The sequence below is a fragment of the Sphingobacterium alkalisoli genome, from assembly GCF_005049105.1.
GTDB lineage: Bacteria > Bacteroidota > Bacteroidia > Sphingobacteriales > Sphingobacteriaceae > Sphingobacterium > Sphingobacterium alkalisoli.
Genome location: NZ_SUKA01000004.1, coordinates 296,877 through 314,292 on the forward strand (window position 1 = coordinate 296,877; position 17,416 = coordinate 314,292).

Genomic DNA, 17,416 nt, shown 5'->3' on the forward strand with positions numbered 1-17,416 from the left:
CTTAGAAATTAATTAATGATTTAAGATTCCAATCTTTAATTTCTTCGATACTAATCTTATTTTCATATATTGCTTTACCTACGACACATGATTCCATTCGTCCTAAATCTTTCAACGCTTCAATATCTTGCATTGAGCTGATACCACCTGAGCCAATCAGTTTGATGATAGGAGAATGGTCCAACAGTTTTTGGTACAAGTCTACTCCCGCACCACCCAACTTTCCATCTTTGCTTATATCCGTACACAGAAAACGGAAGAAGCCTAAAGCTAGACATTTATCAATATATTCTATCAATTTAATAGGTGAGCTTTCTAACCATCCTGAATATTTAATAACTTCGTCCAATACATCAATCGCAATTACGATATGATCGGCATACTTTACACGTCCTTCGTTTAACGTACTTAATTCTTCTAAGAAATCTGGATTTGTAATCGCTTGTGTACCTACTATAACACGGTACACCCCTGCATCAACAAGTTCCTTTACTTTGTCAATACTGCGGACACCGCCTCCATATTGTACTTTCATATCGGTGCGCTGTGCAATATCAAATAGATATTCTTGATTTGAAAAATCGCCTTTTGCTCCGTTAAGATCGATGATATGAACAAGCTCAGTACCATTTGCATGGTATTTTCTGATTTGCTCTTCTAATGAAATTTCGTAAGTAGTAACATCTTCATAAGATCCCTCTCTTAATCGAACTACTTTCTTGTCTAAAACATCAATCGCAGGAATGATATACATAGTTGTTTATATTTTAATAAATTATATTTTCGAAAAATTTAACAAAAGCGTCTCCCCGCATTTACCGGATTTCTCCGGATGAAACTGCACGCCGTAAAAGTTATTTTTTTGAATCGCAGCAGAATAACGCAAACCGTATTCACAGACAGCACCCGTATACTGTTTGCTGTATTCAATAAAATAAGAGTGTACGAAGTAAAAATACGTATTATCGGGGACATCTTGGAACAAAGGGCAGTCATTTTCAGCACGTACGCTATTCCATCCCATATGAGGCACTTTTAGCTGAATTCGTTCGTCAAAATGTAACGTCTTTAACGGAAATATATCCAGCAATTCGACATTTCCTTCTTCGGAACACGCCGTCAAAAGCTGCATACCTACACATATTCCCAAAACAGGCTTCTCTAATTTCAGAATATCTTCCACTAGTCCCGTCTCGCGAAGTTTTTTCATCGCAGCACCGGCATGACCTACACCAGGAATGATGATACGATCATATTGATCAAAATCAGTTACCTGATTAATCATGCCATACTCCACTCCAATTCGCTGCAACGCGGCAGTGAGTGAAAATATATTACCCGCGCCGTAATTTACTATTCCTATCATTTTTCATTCGATTTAAGATGTGAGATATTAGATTTGAGACACCATGTCTTACGCCTAAGATTTCACATCTAAATACTATAACACTCCTTTTGTGCTCGGCAACTGCATATTATCTGCATCACGACGCACGGCCTTTTTTATGGATTTAGCAAAAGCTTTGAAAATCGCTTCAATTTTATGATGTTCATTCTCCCCCTCGGCTTTGATATTTAAATTTGACTTGGATGCATCAGAAAACGATTTAAAGAAATGGAAGAACATCTCCGTTGGCATATCTCCTATTTTTTCTCTTTTAAATTCTGCCTCCCAGACAATCCAATTACGTCCTCCAAAGTCGAGCGCAACTTGTGCTAGACAATCATCCATTGGCAACGTATAGGAATACCGTTCAATACCACGTTTATCGCCCAGAACTTTCAAAAAAATTTCGCCAAGTGCAATACCCGTATCTTCAATAGTGTGATGCTCATCTATGTGTAGATCTCCTTTGGCTTTAACCGTCAAATCTATAGCACCGTGACGGGCAATTTGGTCCAACATATGATCGAAGAAAGGTAAGCCTGTATCTATTTCTGACTTTCCGGAACCGTCTAAATTTACCTTGATATAAATATCAGTTTCGTTTGTCTTGCGGTGATGCTCTCCAGTACGCGTTCCCAACTTTAGGAATTCATATATAGATTTCCATTCCGCAGTTTCTAACGCAACGACTTCATCCGAAATTTCAAGATTTTCCGCTTTTCCAAGCGTATCGTTGGTACGTAACCAAATTACCTTAGCACCTAAATTTTGAGCCAATTTAACATCATTCACTCGATCTCCGATTACAAACGACTCGATTAAATTGTATTTCTCTATATCGAAGTAACTACCTAACATCGCTATTCCCGGCTTGCGCGTTGGTGCATTTTCATGTGGAAAAGTTCTATCAATGTGCTCTTGTGCAAATTCTACACCTTCTCCTCTAAACGTGTCAATGATAAAATGATGTACTGGCCAAAAGTTTGCCTCGGGATGTGAATCTGTACCCAATCCATCTTGATTCGAAACCAAGATTAATTCAAAATCAAGCTCTTTCGCAATTCTAGGTAAATATTGCAAGGCACCAGGATAGAACTTAAGCTTGGCAAAGGAATCAATTTGTTCATCCTCCGGCTCGACGATTAACGTGCCGTCTCTATCTATAAATAAAACTCTTTTTACGCTGTCTGACATGACTACTTATAAAATTGCTGTAATGCGGATATTAAATTTCTGTTTTCATCGGGTGTACCCACTGTGATACGGAGACATCCTTCACATAGCTCTACCTTTGAACGATCACGAACAATGATACCTTTGCTCACTAAAAAAGTATATAATGCTCTCGGCTCTTGTAATTTCACCAGTATGAAATTAGCATCCGAAGGGGTGATATGATATATTTGCTCAAATTTTTCTAACTGTTCGGTTAGTTTATCTCGCTGCACCACAACTTCTTTAATCCATTCGTTTACCACATCAACACCGTTCAACGCTTCGAGAACTAACTCCTGTGTAGCTTGATTAATATTATAAGGAGGTTTTATTTTATTGAATATCGCAATTATTTCTTTACTGGCGAATGCCATACCTAAGCGCAGAGCTGCTAACCCCCAAGCTTTCGAAAGTGTTTGAAGTATAACCAAGTTTGGATATTCGGCTAGTTCTTGCGTAAATGATTTGTGTTTCGAATAATTTATATATGCCTCGTCAATAACCACAATTCCCGGAAAATAGGTAAGAATAGTTTCTATATCTTTTCTATTGATACTATTTCCTGTGGGGTTATTGGGCGAACAGATAAAAATCATTTTTGTATTGGTATCTATGGCTTCTGCAATATTTTCCATATCCAATTCGAAGTCTTTCGTTAGATTTACCTTACGAACAGGTACGTCATTTATATTAGCAGATACTTCATACATACCATATGTGGGTGGCACGAGAATAACATTATCCACCTGTGGACGACAAAACGCACGGAACAAGATATCAATAGCTTCGTCACTACCATTGCCCAAAAATATATTTTCGACAGGAACACCTTTTATAGCAGACAATTTATGCTTCACCTGATGTTGTAGAGGATCTGGATATCGGTTATAATGATGTGCCAATGGAGAACCAAAAGCATTTTCATTAGCATCCAATAATACGGATGCCTCTCCTTTAAATTCATCGCGTGCCGACGAATAGGGAACTAACTTTTTGATATTGTCCCTTAATAACGTATTTAAGTTGAAAGACGTATTCATTGTCTACTATTTTTCGAGGTGTAAATATGGGGAAAAATCTACAAAAATCACTAAACTAAATACCACTTACCTTCTTCAGAAAGTTGTGCATCCGAAAATTTTGATTTTGCTTCGGTTAATAATGGAGTCAAATCGCGGTATCTCGCCGAATAATGACCCATTAACAATTTGCTAGCTCCGACCTGTAATGCTACTTCAGCGGCCTCAAGGGAAGTGCTATGGAAAGTTTCTTTAGCTCGCTCGACCATTTCGTGTAAAAAGGTGGTTTCGTGATAAAGCAAATCGACATCCCGTATAACGGAGACGTAGCTTTCGAACGCACGCGTGTCGGAACAATAGGCATAACTTCTAGATCGAGGTGCTGGCAACGTCAATTCAGAAGCTTTGTATAGTTTACCATTCGTATCTGTGTAATCTATACCTCTTTTTAATTGGGACAGAACAACGGTAGGTATCTTTAACTTTTCTATTCGTTCACGGATCAAGGAAGCCGATCGCTTTCCCTCATCAAAACGAAAGCCCGTAGTCGGTATCCGATGTTTCAAAGGGAAAGTAGTAACCGTCAACATTTTAGTTTGCAAAATAATTCCAGGTTCTTCTGCGTTGGTAGAATGAAAAATCAGGTCATAACGCAATACAGTATCGGAATGTTTAAATTGCATATACAGAATTTCTTTAAGCGCTAGGGGCGCGTATAGGTGCAATTCATTTTTTCTTCCACTTAAATTCATAGAGGATAATAGACCTACCAGCCCCAAATAATGATCTCCGTGTAAATGACTAATGAAGATATGCGAAATCTTATTACTCTTTATCCCGTACCGAAAGAGTTGCATTTGCGTACCTTCACCGCAGTCGATCAAAAACAGCTGTTCATTGAAGTTTAAAACTTGCGATGAGGGATGCCGTTCGTACATAGGTGTAGCAGAACTATTTCCCAAAATCAACACTTCAAATCTCATTATTCTCCCCTTAACTCACGTTGTATTTCATTGCCAAAGATTACATCTTCCGCTTTACGAATAGATTTTACAATTGTAAAATTTTTCTCCAATCCAGCCATCCTTAAGAGGTCTTCTATCTGCGAACATACACCAGTAAGGATAAATATTCCACCTACAGCTTTGCACAAGCGCTGAGCAAGTAGTCCCAGACGGAGTCCCTCCTCATCCGACTCTTCCACATTGGACAGATCCAAAACGATGTTACGTTGACCACTGGTGTTGCGCAACATAAACTCGCCTTTTAAAGAAGCAGCCACTTCGCCATTTAACTGCTTGGTTAAAGGCTCAATGACCACATATCTGTCATGCTTATCTATCGTATATTTCATATGTATCGTTATTTAATGTTCTCTCGCCGAAGTCGAGAGAACATCATTTCCACTATTTATTATTATTCACTATCATTCTGCGTCCATGAGCTCTTGGAAAGCTCATTCTACTTTCTTGGTATGTATCCGAGCACTAAATAAACTAGCGTATCGAAACGACCATTCACTTCGTCATTCAAGACAATGCTCTGCAGGAGTATTACACCATATTCAACGAAGTACGCTAAAGTGTTGTTAATGCTTGTTTCACGTTGTTTTCCACTCGAGTGAGCACCTCTTGCACCTCAGGGTAAACAAATTTTTCACCCGTAATATGTTCGTACAATTCGATATAACGTTCTGAAATAGACTGTACAATCTCATCTGTCATTTCCGGAACTTCCTGTCCCTCTTTGCCTTGAAAGCCATTGTCAATTAACCACTGTCGAACAAACTCTTTCGATAGCTGTTTTTGGGACACGCGTGAAGCTTGACGCTCTTCATATCCTTCAGCATAAAAATACCGAGATGAGTCTGGCGTATGAATTTCATCTATCAGATAGATTCTACCATCCTTTTTTCCAAATTCATATTTTGTATCAACCAATATCAATCCGCGTTCTTTCGCAATCTCTGTTCCGCGCTGAAATAGCGATTTGGTATATTTCTCCAATTGGGCATAATCTTCTTCACTGACTATTCCCTTAGCTAAAATATCCACCTTAGAAATGTCCTCATCATGACCTACCGCTGCTTTAGTTGTGGGTGTAATGATGGGTTCTGGAAGCTTATCGTTCTCTTTTAGGCCCTCGGCCAAGACTTCGCCACACAATTCGCGCCCGCCCGCAGAATACGTACGCCAGGCGTGTCCTGCTAAGTAGCCCCGAATGACCATTTCCACTTTAAAAGGCTCACACATATGGCCTATAGTAACACTGGGGTCGGGCACCGATACGACCCAGTTGGGCAGGATATCAGCAGTAGCTTTCAAAAACTTAGCTGCAATCTGATTTAAAACTTGACCTTTGTAGGGTATAGGGCGAGGTAATACGACGTCGAAAGCCGAAATACGATCTGAGGCAACCATTACTAAATATTGACTGTCGATCGTATACACATCCCTAACCTTACCTCTGTAAAAAGAAGTCTGTTTATCAAAATTAAAATTTGTTTCTTTTATCGCGTTCATATATCATTGGCACACAAGATACCTCTTTTTTATTCTAACTATTTAAATCGCCGTAAGCTTCCAATATCCTTCTCACCAATTTATGACGGACTACATCTGAACCGGTAAGATGCACGACATCTATCCCTTGCACATTCTCCAATATCTTTACTGCGGTAGCCAATCCGGATTGTGTCCTTTTTGGTAAGTCTATCTGCGTTAAATCTCCCGTCACGATAAATTTAGCAGTAGGTCCCATACGCGTCAAAAACATTTTGAGTTGCATATCCGTAGCATTTTGCGCTTCGTCCAAGATCACAAAACAGTTGTCTAATGTCCGTCCACGCATAAAAGCGAGAGGCGCCACTTCAATTGTTCTATTCTCTAAATAACCTTTTAACTTCTCCACTGGTATCATATCATCCAAGGCATCGTATAACGGTCGTAAATAAGGATCTACTTTTTCTTTCAGATCCCCGGGTAGAAAACCTAAATTCTCTCCCGCTTCCACGGCCGGACGTGTCAAAATAATACGCTTTATTTCCTTATTGCGCAAAGCACGAACCGCTAGAGCAACAGCTGTATATGTTTTACCTGTACCTGCCGGGCCTATGGCAAAAAGAATGTCATTTTTATCAATACTTTCTACCATTTTACGTTGGTTCGCTGTTCGGGCCCTCACAATCAAACCATTCGGCCCGTACACGATAGGTTCCCCTTTGAAGGCTATGGGATTCTCTTCCGTTTTATCTTTCTTAACGGAGGAAGAAACAGCGACTCTTGAGCGCAGCAGTTCTTCCAAATCCAAACTCGATAAAGAGTTAAACTTCATGGTGTGATCCAATATCCGATGAAAAGATTCCTCGAAAACTTTCTGTTCAACCACTTCCCCCAACACTTTTAGCTCGTCACCTCTCGCCACCAAACGCAACTTTGGAAATGCACTTTTTATAAACTCAAAGTTTTCATTTTGAGTTCCCCATAAGGAAACTAGATTTACGCTATCTAGATTGATGATTAATTCGCTCAAACTACTTCAAATTTAACTTGTGATACCTTGTGGATAAATATAGATAAGATTTTCGATTTCCGAATGAGTTTTTGTCAATATCTTATATTAAAACATTCAAATTTACAAACTTAAATTGACCCGCTAAGAATTGTGAAAAATATTAATTAATTTGAGCACTTTTAGCGAGCAAAACGGGCAGTTTTGCTACTTTTGTAGCTTGATAAAGATTTCGTAAAGCTATTTTGAACACGTTTCAAAAGATAACGTGCTATTAGTATGGGAGTAATAACATTAACGACAGACTTGGGATATCGCGACTTTTATCAAGCCGCACTCAAAGGCAGCATCATATCATTGCTGCCTGACGTTCGTTTGTTCGATATCAGCCATGAGATCCCTTCTTTTAATATTCAAAATGCGGCATTTATTTTACAAAACGCCTATCATTACTTCCCTAAAAGCACGGTTCACTTAATCGGAATAGACACCGTTTTTCAGGAAGGAGGCAGTTATCTTGCCATGAAATACGATGGGCACTATTTTGTAGGAGCGAATAACGGAATTTTTAGCATCATATTGGGTGATGACAAGGCGGAAGAACTGGTTGAAATCGAAGTGATGCAGGATCTTCGTTTTCTTCATTTTCCACTTGCCGACATCTTGGTTAAGGCCGCCTGCCATATCGCCGACGGCGGGAACATCAACGATTTAGGCTCAAAAATCGAAGAACCGCTCAAGAAGAGACCTCTGCTGCCGATTATTGAAAACAACCATATCATCAAAGGACACGTTTCTTACATCGATTCTTTTGGGAATGTTATAAGCAATATTAGCAAAGACCTATTCAATCAAGTTCAAAAAGGCCGGAATTTCACCTTATTTTTTAAACGCAATGAGACGATCGAAAAAATGAGTTGGCATTACAATGAAGTGTCTGAAGGTGAAAAACTTTGCCTTTTCGGTATTAGTAATTATTTAGAAATCGCCATCAATAAAGGCCATGCGAGTAATCTGCTCGGTTTACACCAAGACGAGACCATTATGATAAAATTTCTGGATAATTAACCTTCAAAATCCCCAACCTGTTCTGATCACAAGCCTTTGCAGCGTATACGCAATGGTATATTTATCTCTATATTCGTCATCTATATCCCCCGTCCGTTGTATTTCTTCAATTACTGTAAAATTCTGCCTTTTATACCCTATAGAAACCGACCAGAAATTCTTCTTATTCGCCTTAAATTTCAATCCTGCAAAGGGCTGAAGCATAAAGCCCCCCTCATAAGACACCTTACTTTGATTTTCAATCTTTTCTTTATTCAAACCAGCAAAACCATAGCCTCCGTCAATACCTAGAGATAGTTTTGTTTTCGGATTTAAGGATAAATCTGTAACCAGCTTGGCTGATATCGGCAAAATCCAATATCGCGCCTCCCCTTCGATCCGATAATTATCCAAGCCCACCGTGGAACCCAAAGCAAGTCGATTATTGAATTCTACACCATGAAAAGACTCAATGGTGAATCCTGCATCCTCAAAAAAAGGCCCATAGGACAATATGCCAACTTGATACTGGCTAGTATATGGTAGACGTTGACCGTAAGAAAACTTAGAAAAAATGAGACCGCAACACAACAAGAAAAACTTCATAAAGTTATACCGCATCACATGACCGTTTTTGAGATACAACTTAACAGGTTAATTTTCCCTTTATTGCTATAATCATATTGACAAACACCACCTTTACCCACAACTATCAGTGATTTAGGCCCGGGAATCACATCCGTACTTTTCATGTCCTTTAAATGTTCCAATAAATTCCTATCAATTGTAGAAATATCAGAAACATTAAAACTTTTGAATCCAAAATCACCCTCGCAGATATATAAAACATCCTCCGACAACCCTAAGCCATGCGGATTTTGCATACTAAAGGTTTTTAGCAATTTTGGTGCAGTGAGATCCCTAATATCGATAACTTCTAAAACATCATTTGCCAGTCCGCATATATTTCCACTTCTTAAGGTAACAAATGCATAGTCATCATTTACGACTACAGGATCGCAGGCGGTGAAATGGGTATAAACGGATAATTTATTGGGTTCAGCAGGCTGTGAAATATCATAGATATGCATTCCTGTTGTGGATCCAATAAAAAGATTGCCTTTATAAGGGAATATCGTCTCTATACCCCATCCCAATGGGATGTCTTTAACAAAAACAGGCTTACGGGGATTTCCGACGTCAAACAAATGGAGCGAGGTGTTATTTACTGTATAAAGGTGCTCATTTGCTAATGTAAATCTCGCCATCGATCCCCCTACACCATAATTTTGATTACCGGTGGATTCACTAGAATTTGCGTAATATATTTTATCAGAGGTAGAAAAGGGGAAATATACATTCGAACTTGTACTATTAATAATAGTGTCTTTATAATCAACAACGACCACCTTTTCATTTCCCCCCGAAAGATAATGATATACATATTGAGATTCGAATACATCCTCCAAGCGTTCCAACAAATTTGGTTGTGTGGGATTATTCAAGTCAAAAGTCAATAGGTCTACATAACTATCCGCATATAATATCCCATTGTTTACGGCTAAATCTACATTACCCGGAATTTCAAGAAATGATATCGAAATTGGATTTGAAGGGTTTTTATTATCCAGTATATGAATACCTTCGTTTGGTTCGTTAATAAATAGATAGTCCTTATAGAGGTAAATTTTACCAGACGTGGTCAATGGTTTAGGAGAAACGACAGATACATCCATCTCTCGAATGGAAGACATTTTCTCGAACACAGGCACTTTGGCTTTATATTCGTATAAAATTTCTTTCTGATCACATCCATAAACTAAAAGGAGAAGAGGCAGTAAGACAAAAAATCTACAAAATTGAAAAAACAGCTTCATAAAACAGTAATTTTGATTAGTTAATTAACGAGATAACGAAATGAAAATCAATTTTGCTACAGTATTCTTGGTAATTTATGACTAATCATCTAAAAGACACTCGAAGCTCGTTGAGCATGTAGTGTTGATCTAAAATACAAATGTGTTTTCCAAAATGACTTTTTTTAGATTAAGCACTTAAATGGATTATCAGTAAAAATGAACAACTTATATCGATGAAAAAAAAACTTTACTTTATTTTATTAATGTACGTAAGTAATCCGCTATTTTCTCAACACTTACAAGTTGACTCAGCTGCCTTTGAACAACAACGTACGCGGGTAAACACACTACTAGACGAGCGTACCCGAAAATTTGAAGAGTATGATATTTCGTTAGATCAGAAAACAGGTGTATTTGGAATCTTCAAAACGAAAGGAGATATGCAGAAGTCCATCGATATTCTGAAAACGATTGTTGTTAATGACAACAAAATTTTTATCGAAACGCGTAAATTACTCGATCTCAAAGATGGTGAACGCGAGAAATTTCAACAGCTAGCTACAGAATTTGATACACAGGTAACCGCTTACATGAAGACTATTTCCAAGCTTCAACGAGAAAATGACAGGTTTAAAGAACAAATTAAAATACATGAAAGCGAAGAACACAGCGGAAACAGCATGATCTACATTAGCCTTTTCGTTATTGCAGCATTAGGATTTATTATTTTCAAACAAAATCGCGCGTTAAAATCCCAAAAAGTGACGAAAGTTTGATAACCACCAAACATTATATATCTATCTTTGACCCTCGAAATAAACATATAAGATATAGTATAGATGGCCAGACCGAGATTGAATAGCGGAGATTCACATTCCGAGGATTTACCGAAGCCCAAGCTAAATAAGGCATTAGTAAAGAAGGCACTTCAAATATTTTCTTATCTCAAACCTTACCGAACAAAATTTCTGTTTGGGATGGCTTTTTTGATCTTATCAAGTCTTACCATGCTCACCTTTCCTGCTTTGTTGGGTGCCATGATAGATTCCGCTCAAGGAAAACAGACCTATCCTTGGTTACCTAGTAGCATCCTTTTCATAGGTTCCCTGTCGCTAGGTATTCTTTTTTTTCAATCTCTGATGTCTTTTTTTCGGATCAGATTATTTGTTGAAGTTGCCGAAAAAGCGTTGGCAAGTATTCGCCGGGACACCTATTACAAATTAATTACGCTACCCATCGATTTTTTTGCGAATAGAAGAGTAGGTGAACTGAATAGTAGACTCTCGGCCGACTTATCACAGATACAAGACACGATGACGACGACTGTCGCAGAGATGATACGGCAAGGAATTAGTCTAACTTTAGGTGTAATATTACTGATAATTGTCTCACCTAAGCTAGCTTTAATGAACCTATGTATATTACCAATATTAGTGGTTACCGCCATATTTTTTGGAAGATTTATTCGAAACCTTTCAAGGCAAACTCAGGATCAGCTAGCAGATTCCAACAGTATTGTACAGGAAACGTTATTAGGCATTAGCAATGTCAAAGCTTTTGTGAACGAGTTCTACGAAGCAAAGCGATATTCCAAGAAGTTAGATTCGGTCATTGACCTGGCGGTAAAGGGTGCTACCTATCGCGGAATATTCGCGTCTTTTATTATTTTTTGCATATTTGGAGCCGTGATCGCCGTGATTTGGTATGGCGCTTCATTGGTATCTTCCGGGGAAATCACTGTAGGTGATCTTACAACGTATATCTTATACTCTATGTTTGTTGCAGGCTCCATGGGAAGCTTTCCCGAACTATACGCCAGTGTGCAGCGGGCTTTGGGGGCAAGTGAACGGGTAATTGAGATCTTAAATGAAAAAACTGAAGACATTAAAGTAACAGAAGAAGATAAAGAAATCAGCAGGACGATCCAAGGTAAACTGACATTTGATCATGTTGCCTTCGCTTATCCTTCACGACGAGATATACAGATACTAAAAGATATTTCCTTTACGGTAGAGGCTGGACAAAAAATAGCTATTGTGGGCCCAAGTGGAACTGGGAAATCGACCATAGCTTCACTTATACTTCAATTTTATCAACCTCAATCGGGGGAGATCCGATATGATGACAGGATATATTCTAGTTTTTCGTTGACCGATATACGGAATCAAGTAGCTATAGTGCCGCAAGATGTACTGCTTTTTGGAGGAACTATCCGAGAGAACATAAATTACGGTAGGCTAGATGCCGATGCGGATAGCATTATCGAAGCTTCTAAGCGTGCAAACGCGCATGAATTCATTATGGGATTTCCTGATGGTTATGACACGTTAGTAGGGGAACGAGGCGTAAAATTATCCGGAGGACAACGACAGCGCATTGCTATTGCACGGGCATTATTGAAAGATCCGGCTATTTTAATCCTCGACGAAGCGACCTCCTCCTTAGATTCCGAATCGGAAAGACTAGTACAAGAAGCTTTAGAAGAACTGATGAAAAACCGGACGTCCATTGTTATTGCACACAGACTGTCTACCGTAAAGAACGCAGACGCTATTTTGGTTGTTGAAAACGGTATTATTTCGGACTTTGGAAACCACATCGATCTCCTTTCTAAAGGAAGCGGTTTATACCATCATCTATTCACCTTGCAGTCGACTCAAAAAGTAGAGCGTTAAATTTTTGTTAATTGCATCTCTACCAAACTTTTTGGAATAACAGTTGTTTTATCTAAAAAAGTAGAACTAGAAAAATATAAAACACACACGTCATGGAAAAGAATAAAAACGGGTTAGTCGCATTTGCATTATTGGGATTAGCAGTGGGTACAGCTGCTTACTATTTATTAGGTACGGAAGATGGAAAAAAACAATTAGACCGCGCAAATGAGGGTATTAAAGATCTTACGCGATCGATAAAGGACATCTCTAAAAAAGAGGCAAAAAAAGCGGCTAAATTTGCGAAAATTGCGAAATCAGACCTAGAAGATCTTAAAACTCGGGCAAAGGATGCCGGTAAGCATGCAATAGAAAGGGCTTCAGAGAAAGCGACAGACTGGGCGACTAAGGCTTCGGATGCAGCAAATAAATTCTCAGCGAAAGCAGAAGATGTTGCTGATAAAGCAAAATCCGATATTTCTAACGCGTAATCAATCGAAGTGGACCGTTCAAACCAAGCCGTGTTCGCGTCCATTTACACCGTTAGGTATATAGCTTACGCATAATATTTATGAATTACGAACTCGCGAATACAAAGCATTTTATATAAGTTTGTATGAAATGAGTTTTTTTCAGCAAGTCAAAACTTTGGTATCAAAGGACGTCACACTAGAATGGCGTTCTAAACATGCGATCAATAGCATTCTTTTATATATAGTATCTACAGTTTTTGTTTGCTATCAAGCTTTCAAATCTGTAGATACTTTAGTTTGGAATGCCTTATTTTGGATTGTATTACTTTTCGCTTCCATCAATGCCATTAGCAGATCGTTCGTTCAGGAAAGTCAATACAGACAGCTTTACTATTATAGTATCGTAAGTGCTAAAGCAATAATCTTATCCAAAATAATCTATAATATATTATTGATGGCTTTCCTTTCGGTCATAGCTTATTTAGTATATTCTGTTATCTTCAAAAATCCTGTTGGGGATCCCCTCCTTTATTTTATAGCCATCCTTTTAGGTAGCGTGAGCTTTGCTACAGTTTTTACAATGGTATCCGGTATTAGTTCCAAAACCGGAAATAATAGCACGATAATGGCTATCCTATCTTTTCCTGTTATTATTCCTCTTTTAATCGTACTCATCAAACTCTCACAAAATGCCCTTCAAGGGCTAGATCGGGCTATCAGCTATGGAGAGATAGGGGTACTTTTAGCAATTAATGTAATTACAATTACAATTTCTTTATTGTTATTTCCTTACCTTTGGAGGGATTAAAACATGTATTCAATGATGAGAAAAAGTTGGTGGAAAGTACTAGGTGCGGTCATGGTCTGTTCTTCCGTAGTTGCTGGCTTTATGGGGCCCGTGCCGGTTTTACCTATATTAAACGAGACCATCCGCAACATTTATTTTCATGTTCCGATGTGGTTTACTATGATCACATTATACCTGATTTCTGTTATATTCAGTGTAAAATATTTGAATAGTGGAGAAAGAAACCACGATATCATGGCGGTAGAAGCGGTAAACGTAGGTATATTATTCTGTTTTTTAGGCCTGTTGACAGGTATGCAATGGGCAAATATCACTTGGGGAGATCCTTGGCCAAATGATCCTCAGCTGAATGGTTCGGCTATCGCAACACTCATGTATCTCGCCTACCTTGTACTTCGTAATGCCTTGGAAGAAGAACAAAAAAGAGCGAAAATATCTGCCGTTTACAATATATTTGCGTTCCCCATCATGATTGTATTGATATATATTTTACCCAAATTGACAGACTCTCTACATCCTGGTAGTGGAGGCAACTCCACATTTAGTGATATAGATATGGACAATAATATACGTCCCGTTTTTTATACCGCGGTGATTGGATGGATCCTCACCGGAATATGGATATTTACGCTACGCTACAGATTAAGATTAGTGGAAAACAACAGGAATAAATTAGATTGATGATATATATGAAGACTTTAATAATAACTTTTCTAACCATTATATGTTCGCTAGAATTGGTAACTGCTCAATCGCAAATAGAACAAATAGAAATGGCAACAGGACTAAGAAGTTCTGGAAAAATATGGGTTGTTGTACTCGTCGTGCTTACCTTAATTATTGGCGTTTTTCTATACCTGTTCTCGATCGATCGTAAAATCAAGAAATTAGAAAACCACAAGTAGGTTATTGCGAATAAATACAAGTACTTTCTAATTTAAAATCAGCACAGATTGTATTCCTCAAATTCATGATTATCAGTCAACATCGAAAATTTACGCCTATCAACATCGCTTTAGTTTCGATTATTGGCACATTTTTATGTCTGGGTATCTTTTTTCATTTGCCAAAAGACCTTACACTTATTTTGTTCGAGCCGGCAATAAACAATTTGACTGGTCTACAAATCGGAAGAAATCTTACCCCTTCCATGAATGTAGTTATTGCGCTGGTTTTAACGATTTTCCAAGCTTTCTTTCTCAACAAATTAATAAATCACTATAACTTTCTGGGCAAGCCCAATTTCTTAGCGGCCTTAATGTATATGACATTAGTGAGTTTGTTTCTACCATTTTTAGTACTATCTCCCACGCTGATCTGTAATTTTATTACCATCTGGATGTTGACCAAGCTATTTAACATTTATAAGCAAGTTGACGTAAAAGGGTTGATGTTTGATTTGGGCATGATTGTAGGAATAGGAAGCCTGATATATTTTCCATTCATAGTGATGTTTTTTTTACTGTGGGTCAGTTTGATTATATTCAGACCATTTATTTGGCGTGAATGGATTACACCGCTATTGGGTTTAACCATTGTGTATGCTTTACTAGCCGTAATTTATTACTGGGTTGATCGATTCGATGATTTTATAACCATCTTCTCCCCTTTTACTAATGAATTCTCTGCGACTTTGCAGGTCGATATCTATGACTATCTAGTAACTATACCTATCATCATTGCACTTATTTTTTTCTTATTCATCTTAAAAGATCAATATTTCAAAAGCATCGTCCATATTCGAAAATCATTTCAGCTTCTTTTTTTCATGCTGTTGCTCATAGGTATATCTTTTTACCTAAACGACCATATTACGATCAATCATTTTTTATTATGTGCCCCCCCTTTGTCTATTTATTTGGCTTACTATTTCAACTATGCAAAAACAAAATGGGTATATGAAACATTATACCTGCTCATCATGGGCACTATACTCTACTTTCAAATAGCATAACTAATTAAAAAACAGTCGTTTAACCTTTTTTAACAAAATGAACTAACGGATTCATCAAAAAATAGATAGTTTTGTACCGAAAAAGCGTAAAAAATCAGCAGAGATTGACCTAACGAGTTTCTCTAAATGTGTTACTCATTCTGAAGCGGAATTTTAGAAATATATGTATAAAAAATTTAAAGCCGATACGACCAAAAAGGCATCCACAATCATACTTGGTATAGCACTCGTGATGTGTAGTTTACAAGTGCACGCTCAAAAATCCACTTCGCATTCTCCTTACTCTCAATATGGTTTAGGGCAAATGCGTGAGGATTTGCTACCACAGACCCGTTCCATGGCTGGTATCGCCGCAGGCGTACGCTATCAAGCAGGGCTACCGATCCTCAACATTTCAAATCCGGCAAGTTATTCTGCTTTTTCAAGAACGATCTTGGAAGCAGGACTATATGGCAATATTACCCAGCTGGGAAAGGGATCGGCGACAGACAATACCGCCGATTTTGCATTTAGCCATATTGGGATAGGCATTCCATTAGCCAAGGCTGGCGGTATTGCTTTTGGGTTAATTCCTTTTTCGGATGTAGGTTATAACTCTTCAGAACTATCAATATACGACACATTAACGTATAAAAAGTCGATTTCTGGCGAGGGGGGTGTCAATAAAGCCTTTATTGGTTACGGCGTGAGTCCGCTTAAAGGACTAAGTGTAGGAGCGAATGTAGGGTTCTTATTTGGAAACCTATCCGACATAGCTCAAGTCGAATTTCCGCTAACATTGGGAAATTATAATGCTAGACTGGAGGAAACCCGATTAATAAGAGGAGCCACAATAGATTACGGTGTGCAGTATTTTAAGTCATTAGGCAAAAAAATGAACATCACCGTGGGATATTCCGGAACGCTGAATAATACGATCAACAGCAAGTCTACGCGTTTGGTTACCCGCATTGAACCCTCATTAGATGATGATTTTCAAAACATTGCATTAGATACTTCTTCGTCTACCGTAGGAGCAAACCGAAAAATCAACTTACCGCTAAAACATAATATCGGTTTTACACTTTCCAAAGGTTATAACTGGATGGTCGGTGCCGATTTCAAATACACAGATTGGAGTGATTTCCAGACTCGCGAAGGAGAAATTAAGTTAGGTAAAAACTACGGTGTAGCTGTAGGCGGACAGTTTAAGCCTGATCCGACCTCTGTTAAATATTGGAATGTCGTAGATTACCGCTTAGGTTTTCGATACAATCAAACACAGATACGTTTAAATAATAACGATATTGCAGATATGGCAGTGACGGTTGGTCTAGGTTTGCCACTTTCCGAAACGAACTTCGGACGAACTTTTTCTCGTATTAATATATCCGCAGAATTCGGGCAGCAGGGGTCATTAAATAATAACCTTGTTAGAGAACGTTATATCAATATCAATCTAGGATTTACAATCAACGATACTTGGTTTATAAGACGCAATTTAGACTAAA

19 protein-coding genes are annotated in these 17,416 nt (G+C 38.2%); 9 read left to right on the top strand and 10 right to left on the bottom strand.

Going from position 1 to position 17,416, the window contains the following annotated elements; genetic code table 11:
* Position 1: 1 nt before the first annotated feature.
* The 8 genes from FAZ19_RS14360 to FAZ19_RS14395 all read right to left on the bottom strand — a co-directional run bounded on the left by FAZ19_RS14360 (position 2) and on the right by FAZ19_RS14395 (position 7,152).
* Positions 2-754 (bottom strand): 1-(5-phosphoribosyl)-5-[(5-phosphoribosylamino)methylideneamino]imidazole-4-carboxamide isomerase, encoded by a 753-nt coding sequence (locus FAZ19_RS14360; RefSeq protein ID WP_136821440.1) that lies wholly within the window; start codon positions 752-754, stop codon positions 2-4.
* 21 nt (positions 755-775) lie between these two features.
* Entirely contained in the window at positions 776-1,366 is a 591-nt protein-coding gene (gene hisH, locus FAZ19_RS14365) for an imidazole glycerol phosphate synthase subunit HisH (RefSeq protein WP_136821441.1), read from the bottom strand.
* A 75-nt stretch (positions 1,367-1,441) separates the two neighbouring features.
* Positions 1,442-2,581, bottom strand: coding sequence for a bifunctional histidinol-phosphatase/imidazoleglycerol-phosphate dehydratase HisB (gene hisB, locus FAZ19_RS14370; protein ID WP_136821442.1), 1,140 nt, complete (start codon positions 2,579-2,581; stop codon positions 1,442-1,444).
* Between the two features lie 2 nt (positions 2,582-2,583).
* Entirely contained in the window at positions 2,584-3,642 is a 1,059-nt protein-coding gene (gene hisC, locus FAZ19_RS14375) for a histidinol-phosphate transaminase (RefSeq protein ID WP_136821443.1), read from the bottom strand.
* A 50-nt stretch (positions 3,643-3,692) separates the two neighbouring features.
* Positions 3,693-4,604 carry a ribonuclease Z gene (locus FAZ19_RS14380; RefSeq protein ID WP_136821444.1) on the bottom strand — a complete coding sequence of 304 codons (912 nt, stop codon included), beginning with the start codon at positions 4,602-4,604 and terminating at the stop codon, positions 3,693-3,695.
* Positions 4,604-4,975, bottom strand: coding sequence for an STAS domain-containing protein (locus FAZ19_RS14385; RefSeq protein ID WP_136821445.1), 372 nt, complete (start codon positions 4,973-4,975; stop codon positions 4,604-4,606). The genes FAZ19_RS14380 and FAZ19_RS14385 overlap by 1 nt, the downstream gene beginning before the upstream one ends.
* 223 nt (positions 4,976-5,198) lie before the next feature.
* Positions 5,199-6,143, bottom strand: a complete 945-nt coding sequence (locus FAZ19_RS14390; protein WP_136821446.1) for a phosphoribosylaminoimidazolesuccinocarboxamide synthase — start codon at positions 6,141-6,143, stop codon at positions 5,199-5,201.
* 34 nt (positions 6,144-6,177) lie between these two features.
* On the bottom strand, positions 6,178-7,152 hold the full coding sequence (locus tag FAZ19_RS14395) for a PhoH family protein (protein ID WP_136821447.1): 975 nt from the start codon (positions 7,150-7,152) through the stop codon (positions 6,178-6,180).
* A gap of 258 nt (positions 7,153-7,410) precedes the next feature.
* On the opposite strand from FAZ19_RS14395, the gene FAZ19_RS14400 reads away from it, so the two are divergent.
* Entirely contained in the window at positions 7,411-8,199 is a 789-nt protein-coding gene (locus tag FAZ19_RS14400; protein WP_136821448.1) for an SAM hydrolase/SAM-dependent halogenase family protein, read from the top strand.
* A 3-nt stretch (positions 8,200-8,202) separates the two neighbouring features.
* On the opposite strand, the gene FAZ19_RS14405 is transcribed toward FAZ19_RS14400, so the two are convergent.
* Together FAZ19_RS14405 and FAZ19_RS14410 are read right to left on the bottom strand one after the other, a co-directional pair.
* A complete protein-coding gene (locus FAZ19_RS14405) occupies positions 8,203-8,799 on the bottom strand; it encodes a hypothetical protein (RefSeq protein ID WP_136821449.1) in 597 nt (198 codons plus the stop codon).
* The gene (locus FAZ19_RS14410) at positions 8,799-9,944 is read right to left on the bottom strand and encodes an LVIVD repeat-containing protein (protein ID WP_211245511.1); all 1,146 of its coding nucleotides are present in this window, start codon (positions 9,942-9,944) and stop codon (positions 8,799-8,801) included. Before FAZ19_RS14410 ends, FAZ19_RS14405 begins: the two co-directional genes overlap by 1 nt.
* A 326-nt stretch (positions 9,945-10,270) precedes the next feature.
* On the opposite strand from FAZ19_RS14410, the gene FAZ19_RS14415 reads away from it, so the two are divergent.
* The 8 genes from FAZ19_RS14415 to FAZ19_RS14450 all read left to right on the top strand — a co-directional run bounded on the left by FAZ19_RS14415 (position 10,271) and on the right by FAZ19_RS14450 (position 17,415).
* Positions 10,271-10,813, top strand: coding sequence for a hypothetical protein (locus tag FAZ19_RS14415; protein ID WP_136821451.1), 543 nt, complete (start codon positions 10,271-10,273; stop codon positions 10,811-10,813).
* Between the two features lie 63 nt (positions 10,814-10,876).
* Positions 10,877-12,712, top strand: coding sequence for an ABC transporter ATP-binding protein (locus FAZ19_RS14420; RefSeq protein ID WP_136821452.1), 1,836 nt, complete (start codon positions 10,877-10,879; stop codon positions 12,710-12,712).
* A 92-nt stretch (positions 12,713-12,804) separates the two neighbouring features.
* Complete coding sequence (locus tag FAZ19_RS14425; RefSeq protein ID WP_136821453.1) at positions 12,805-13,182, top strand: hypothetical protein; 378 nt, start codon at positions 12,805-12,807, stop codon at positions 13,180-13,182.
* A 130-nt stretch (positions 13,183-13,312) separates the two neighbouring features.
* Positions 13,313-13,972 (top strand): heme exporter protein CcmB, encoded by a 660-nt coding sequence (locus tag FAZ19_RS14430; RefSeq protein WP_136821454.1) that lies wholly within the window; start codon positions 13,313-13,315, stop codon positions 13,970-13,972.
* Positions 13,973-13,987: 15 nt separating this feature from the next.
* Complete coding sequence (ccsA, locus tag FAZ19_RS14435; RefSeq protein ID WP_136821672.1) at positions 13,988-14,653, top strand: cytochrome c biogenesis protein; 666 nt, start codon at positions 13,988-13,990, stop codon at positions 14,651-14,653.
* 8 nt (positions 14,654-14,661) lie between these two features.
* On the top strand, positions 14,662-14,877 hold the full coding sequence (locus FAZ19_RS14440; protein WP_136821455.1) for a CcmD family protein: 216 nt from the start codon (positions 14,662-14,664) through the stop codon (positions 14,875-14,877).
* Positions 14,878-14,942: 65 nt separating this feature from the next.
* Positions 14,943-15,926, top strand: a complete 984-nt coding sequence (locus FAZ19_RS14445) for a DUF6427 family protein (protein ID WP_136821456.1) — start codon at positions 14,943-14,945, stop codon at positions 15,924-15,926.
* Positions 15,927-16,089: 163 nt separating this feature from the next.
* On the top strand, positions 16,090-17,415 hold the full coding sequence (locus FAZ19_RS14450; protein ID WP_136821457.1) for a porin family protein: 1,326 nt from the start codon (positions 16,090-16,092) through the stop codon (positions 17,413-17,415).
* Position 17,416 lies beyond the last annotated feature (1 nt).

What these genes read in the sequence shown, in the direction of transcription:
- FAZ19_RS14360 (WP_136821440.1), bottom strand. Translation starts at nt 754, where the DNA reads ATGTATATCATTCCTGCGATTGATGTTTTAGACAAGAAAGTAGTTCGA.
- hisH (WP_136821441.1), bottom strand. Translation starts at nt 1,366, where the DNA reads ATGATAGGAATAGTAAATTACGGCGCGGGTAATATATTTTCACTCACT.
- hisB (WP_136821442.1), bottom strand. Translation starts at nt 2,581, where the DNA reads ATGTCAGACAGCGTAAAAAGAGTTTTATTTATAGATAGAGACGGCACG.
- hisC (WP_136821443.1), bottom strand. Translation starts at nt 3,642, where the DNA reads ATGAATACGTCTTTCAACTTAAATACGTTATTAAGGGACAATATCAAA.
- FAZ19_RS14380 (WP_136821444.1), bottom strand. Translation starts at nt 4,604, where the DNA reads ATGAGATTTGAAGTGTTGATTTTGGGAAATAGTTCTGCTACACCTATG.
- FAZ19_RS14385 (WP_136821445.1), bottom strand. Translation starts at nt 4,975, where the DNA reads ATGAAATATACGATAGATAAGCATGACAGATATGTGGTCATTGAGCCT.
- FAZ19_RS14390 (WP_136821446.1), bottom strand. Translation starts at nt 6,143, where the DNA reads ATGAACGCGATAAAAGAAACAAATTTTAATTTTGATAAACAGACTTCT.
- FAZ19_RS14400 (WP_136821448.1), top strand. Translation starts at nt 7,411, where the DNA reads ATGGGAGTAATAACATTAACGACAGACTTGGGATATCGCGACTTTTAT.
- FAZ19_RS14405 (WP_136821449.1), bottom strand. Translation starts at nt 8,799, where the DNA reads ATGCGGTATAACTTTATGAAGTTTTTCTTGTTGTGTTGCGGTCTCATT.
- FAZ19_RS14415 (WP_136821451.1), top strand. Translation starts at nt 10,271, where the DNA reads ATGAAAAAAAAACTTTACTTTATTTTATTAATGTACGTAAGTAATCCG.
- FAZ19_RS14420 (WP_136821452.1), top strand. Translation starts at nt 10,877, where the DNA reads ATGGCCAGACCGAGATTGAATAGCGGAGATTCACATTCCGAGGATTTA.
- FAZ19_RS14425 (WP_136821453.1), top strand. Translation starts at nt 12,805, where the DNA reads ATGGAAAAGAATAAAAACGGGTTAGTCGCATTTGCATTATTGGGATTA.
- FAZ19_RS14430 (WP_136821454.1), top strand. Translation starts at nt 13,313, where the DNA reads ATGAGTTTTTTTCAGCAAGTCAAAACTTTGGTATCAAAGGACGTCACA.
- ccsA (WP_136821672.1), top strand. Translation starts at nt 13,988, where the DNA reads ATGAGAAAAAGTTGGTGGAAAGTACTAGGTGCGGTCATGGTCTGTTCT.
- FAZ19_RS14440 (WP_136821455.1), top strand. Translation starts at nt 14,662, where the DNA reads ATGAAGACTTTAATAATAACTTTTCTAACCATTATATGTTCGCTAGAA.
- FAZ19_RS14445 (WP_136821456.1), top strand. Translation starts at nt 14,943, where the DNA reads ATGATTATCAGTCAACATCGAAAATTTACGCCTATCAACATCGCTTTA.
- FAZ19_RS14450 (WP_136821457.1), top strand. Translation starts at nt 16,090, where the DNA reads ATGTATAAAAAATTTAAAGCCGATACGACCAAAAAGGCATCCACAATC.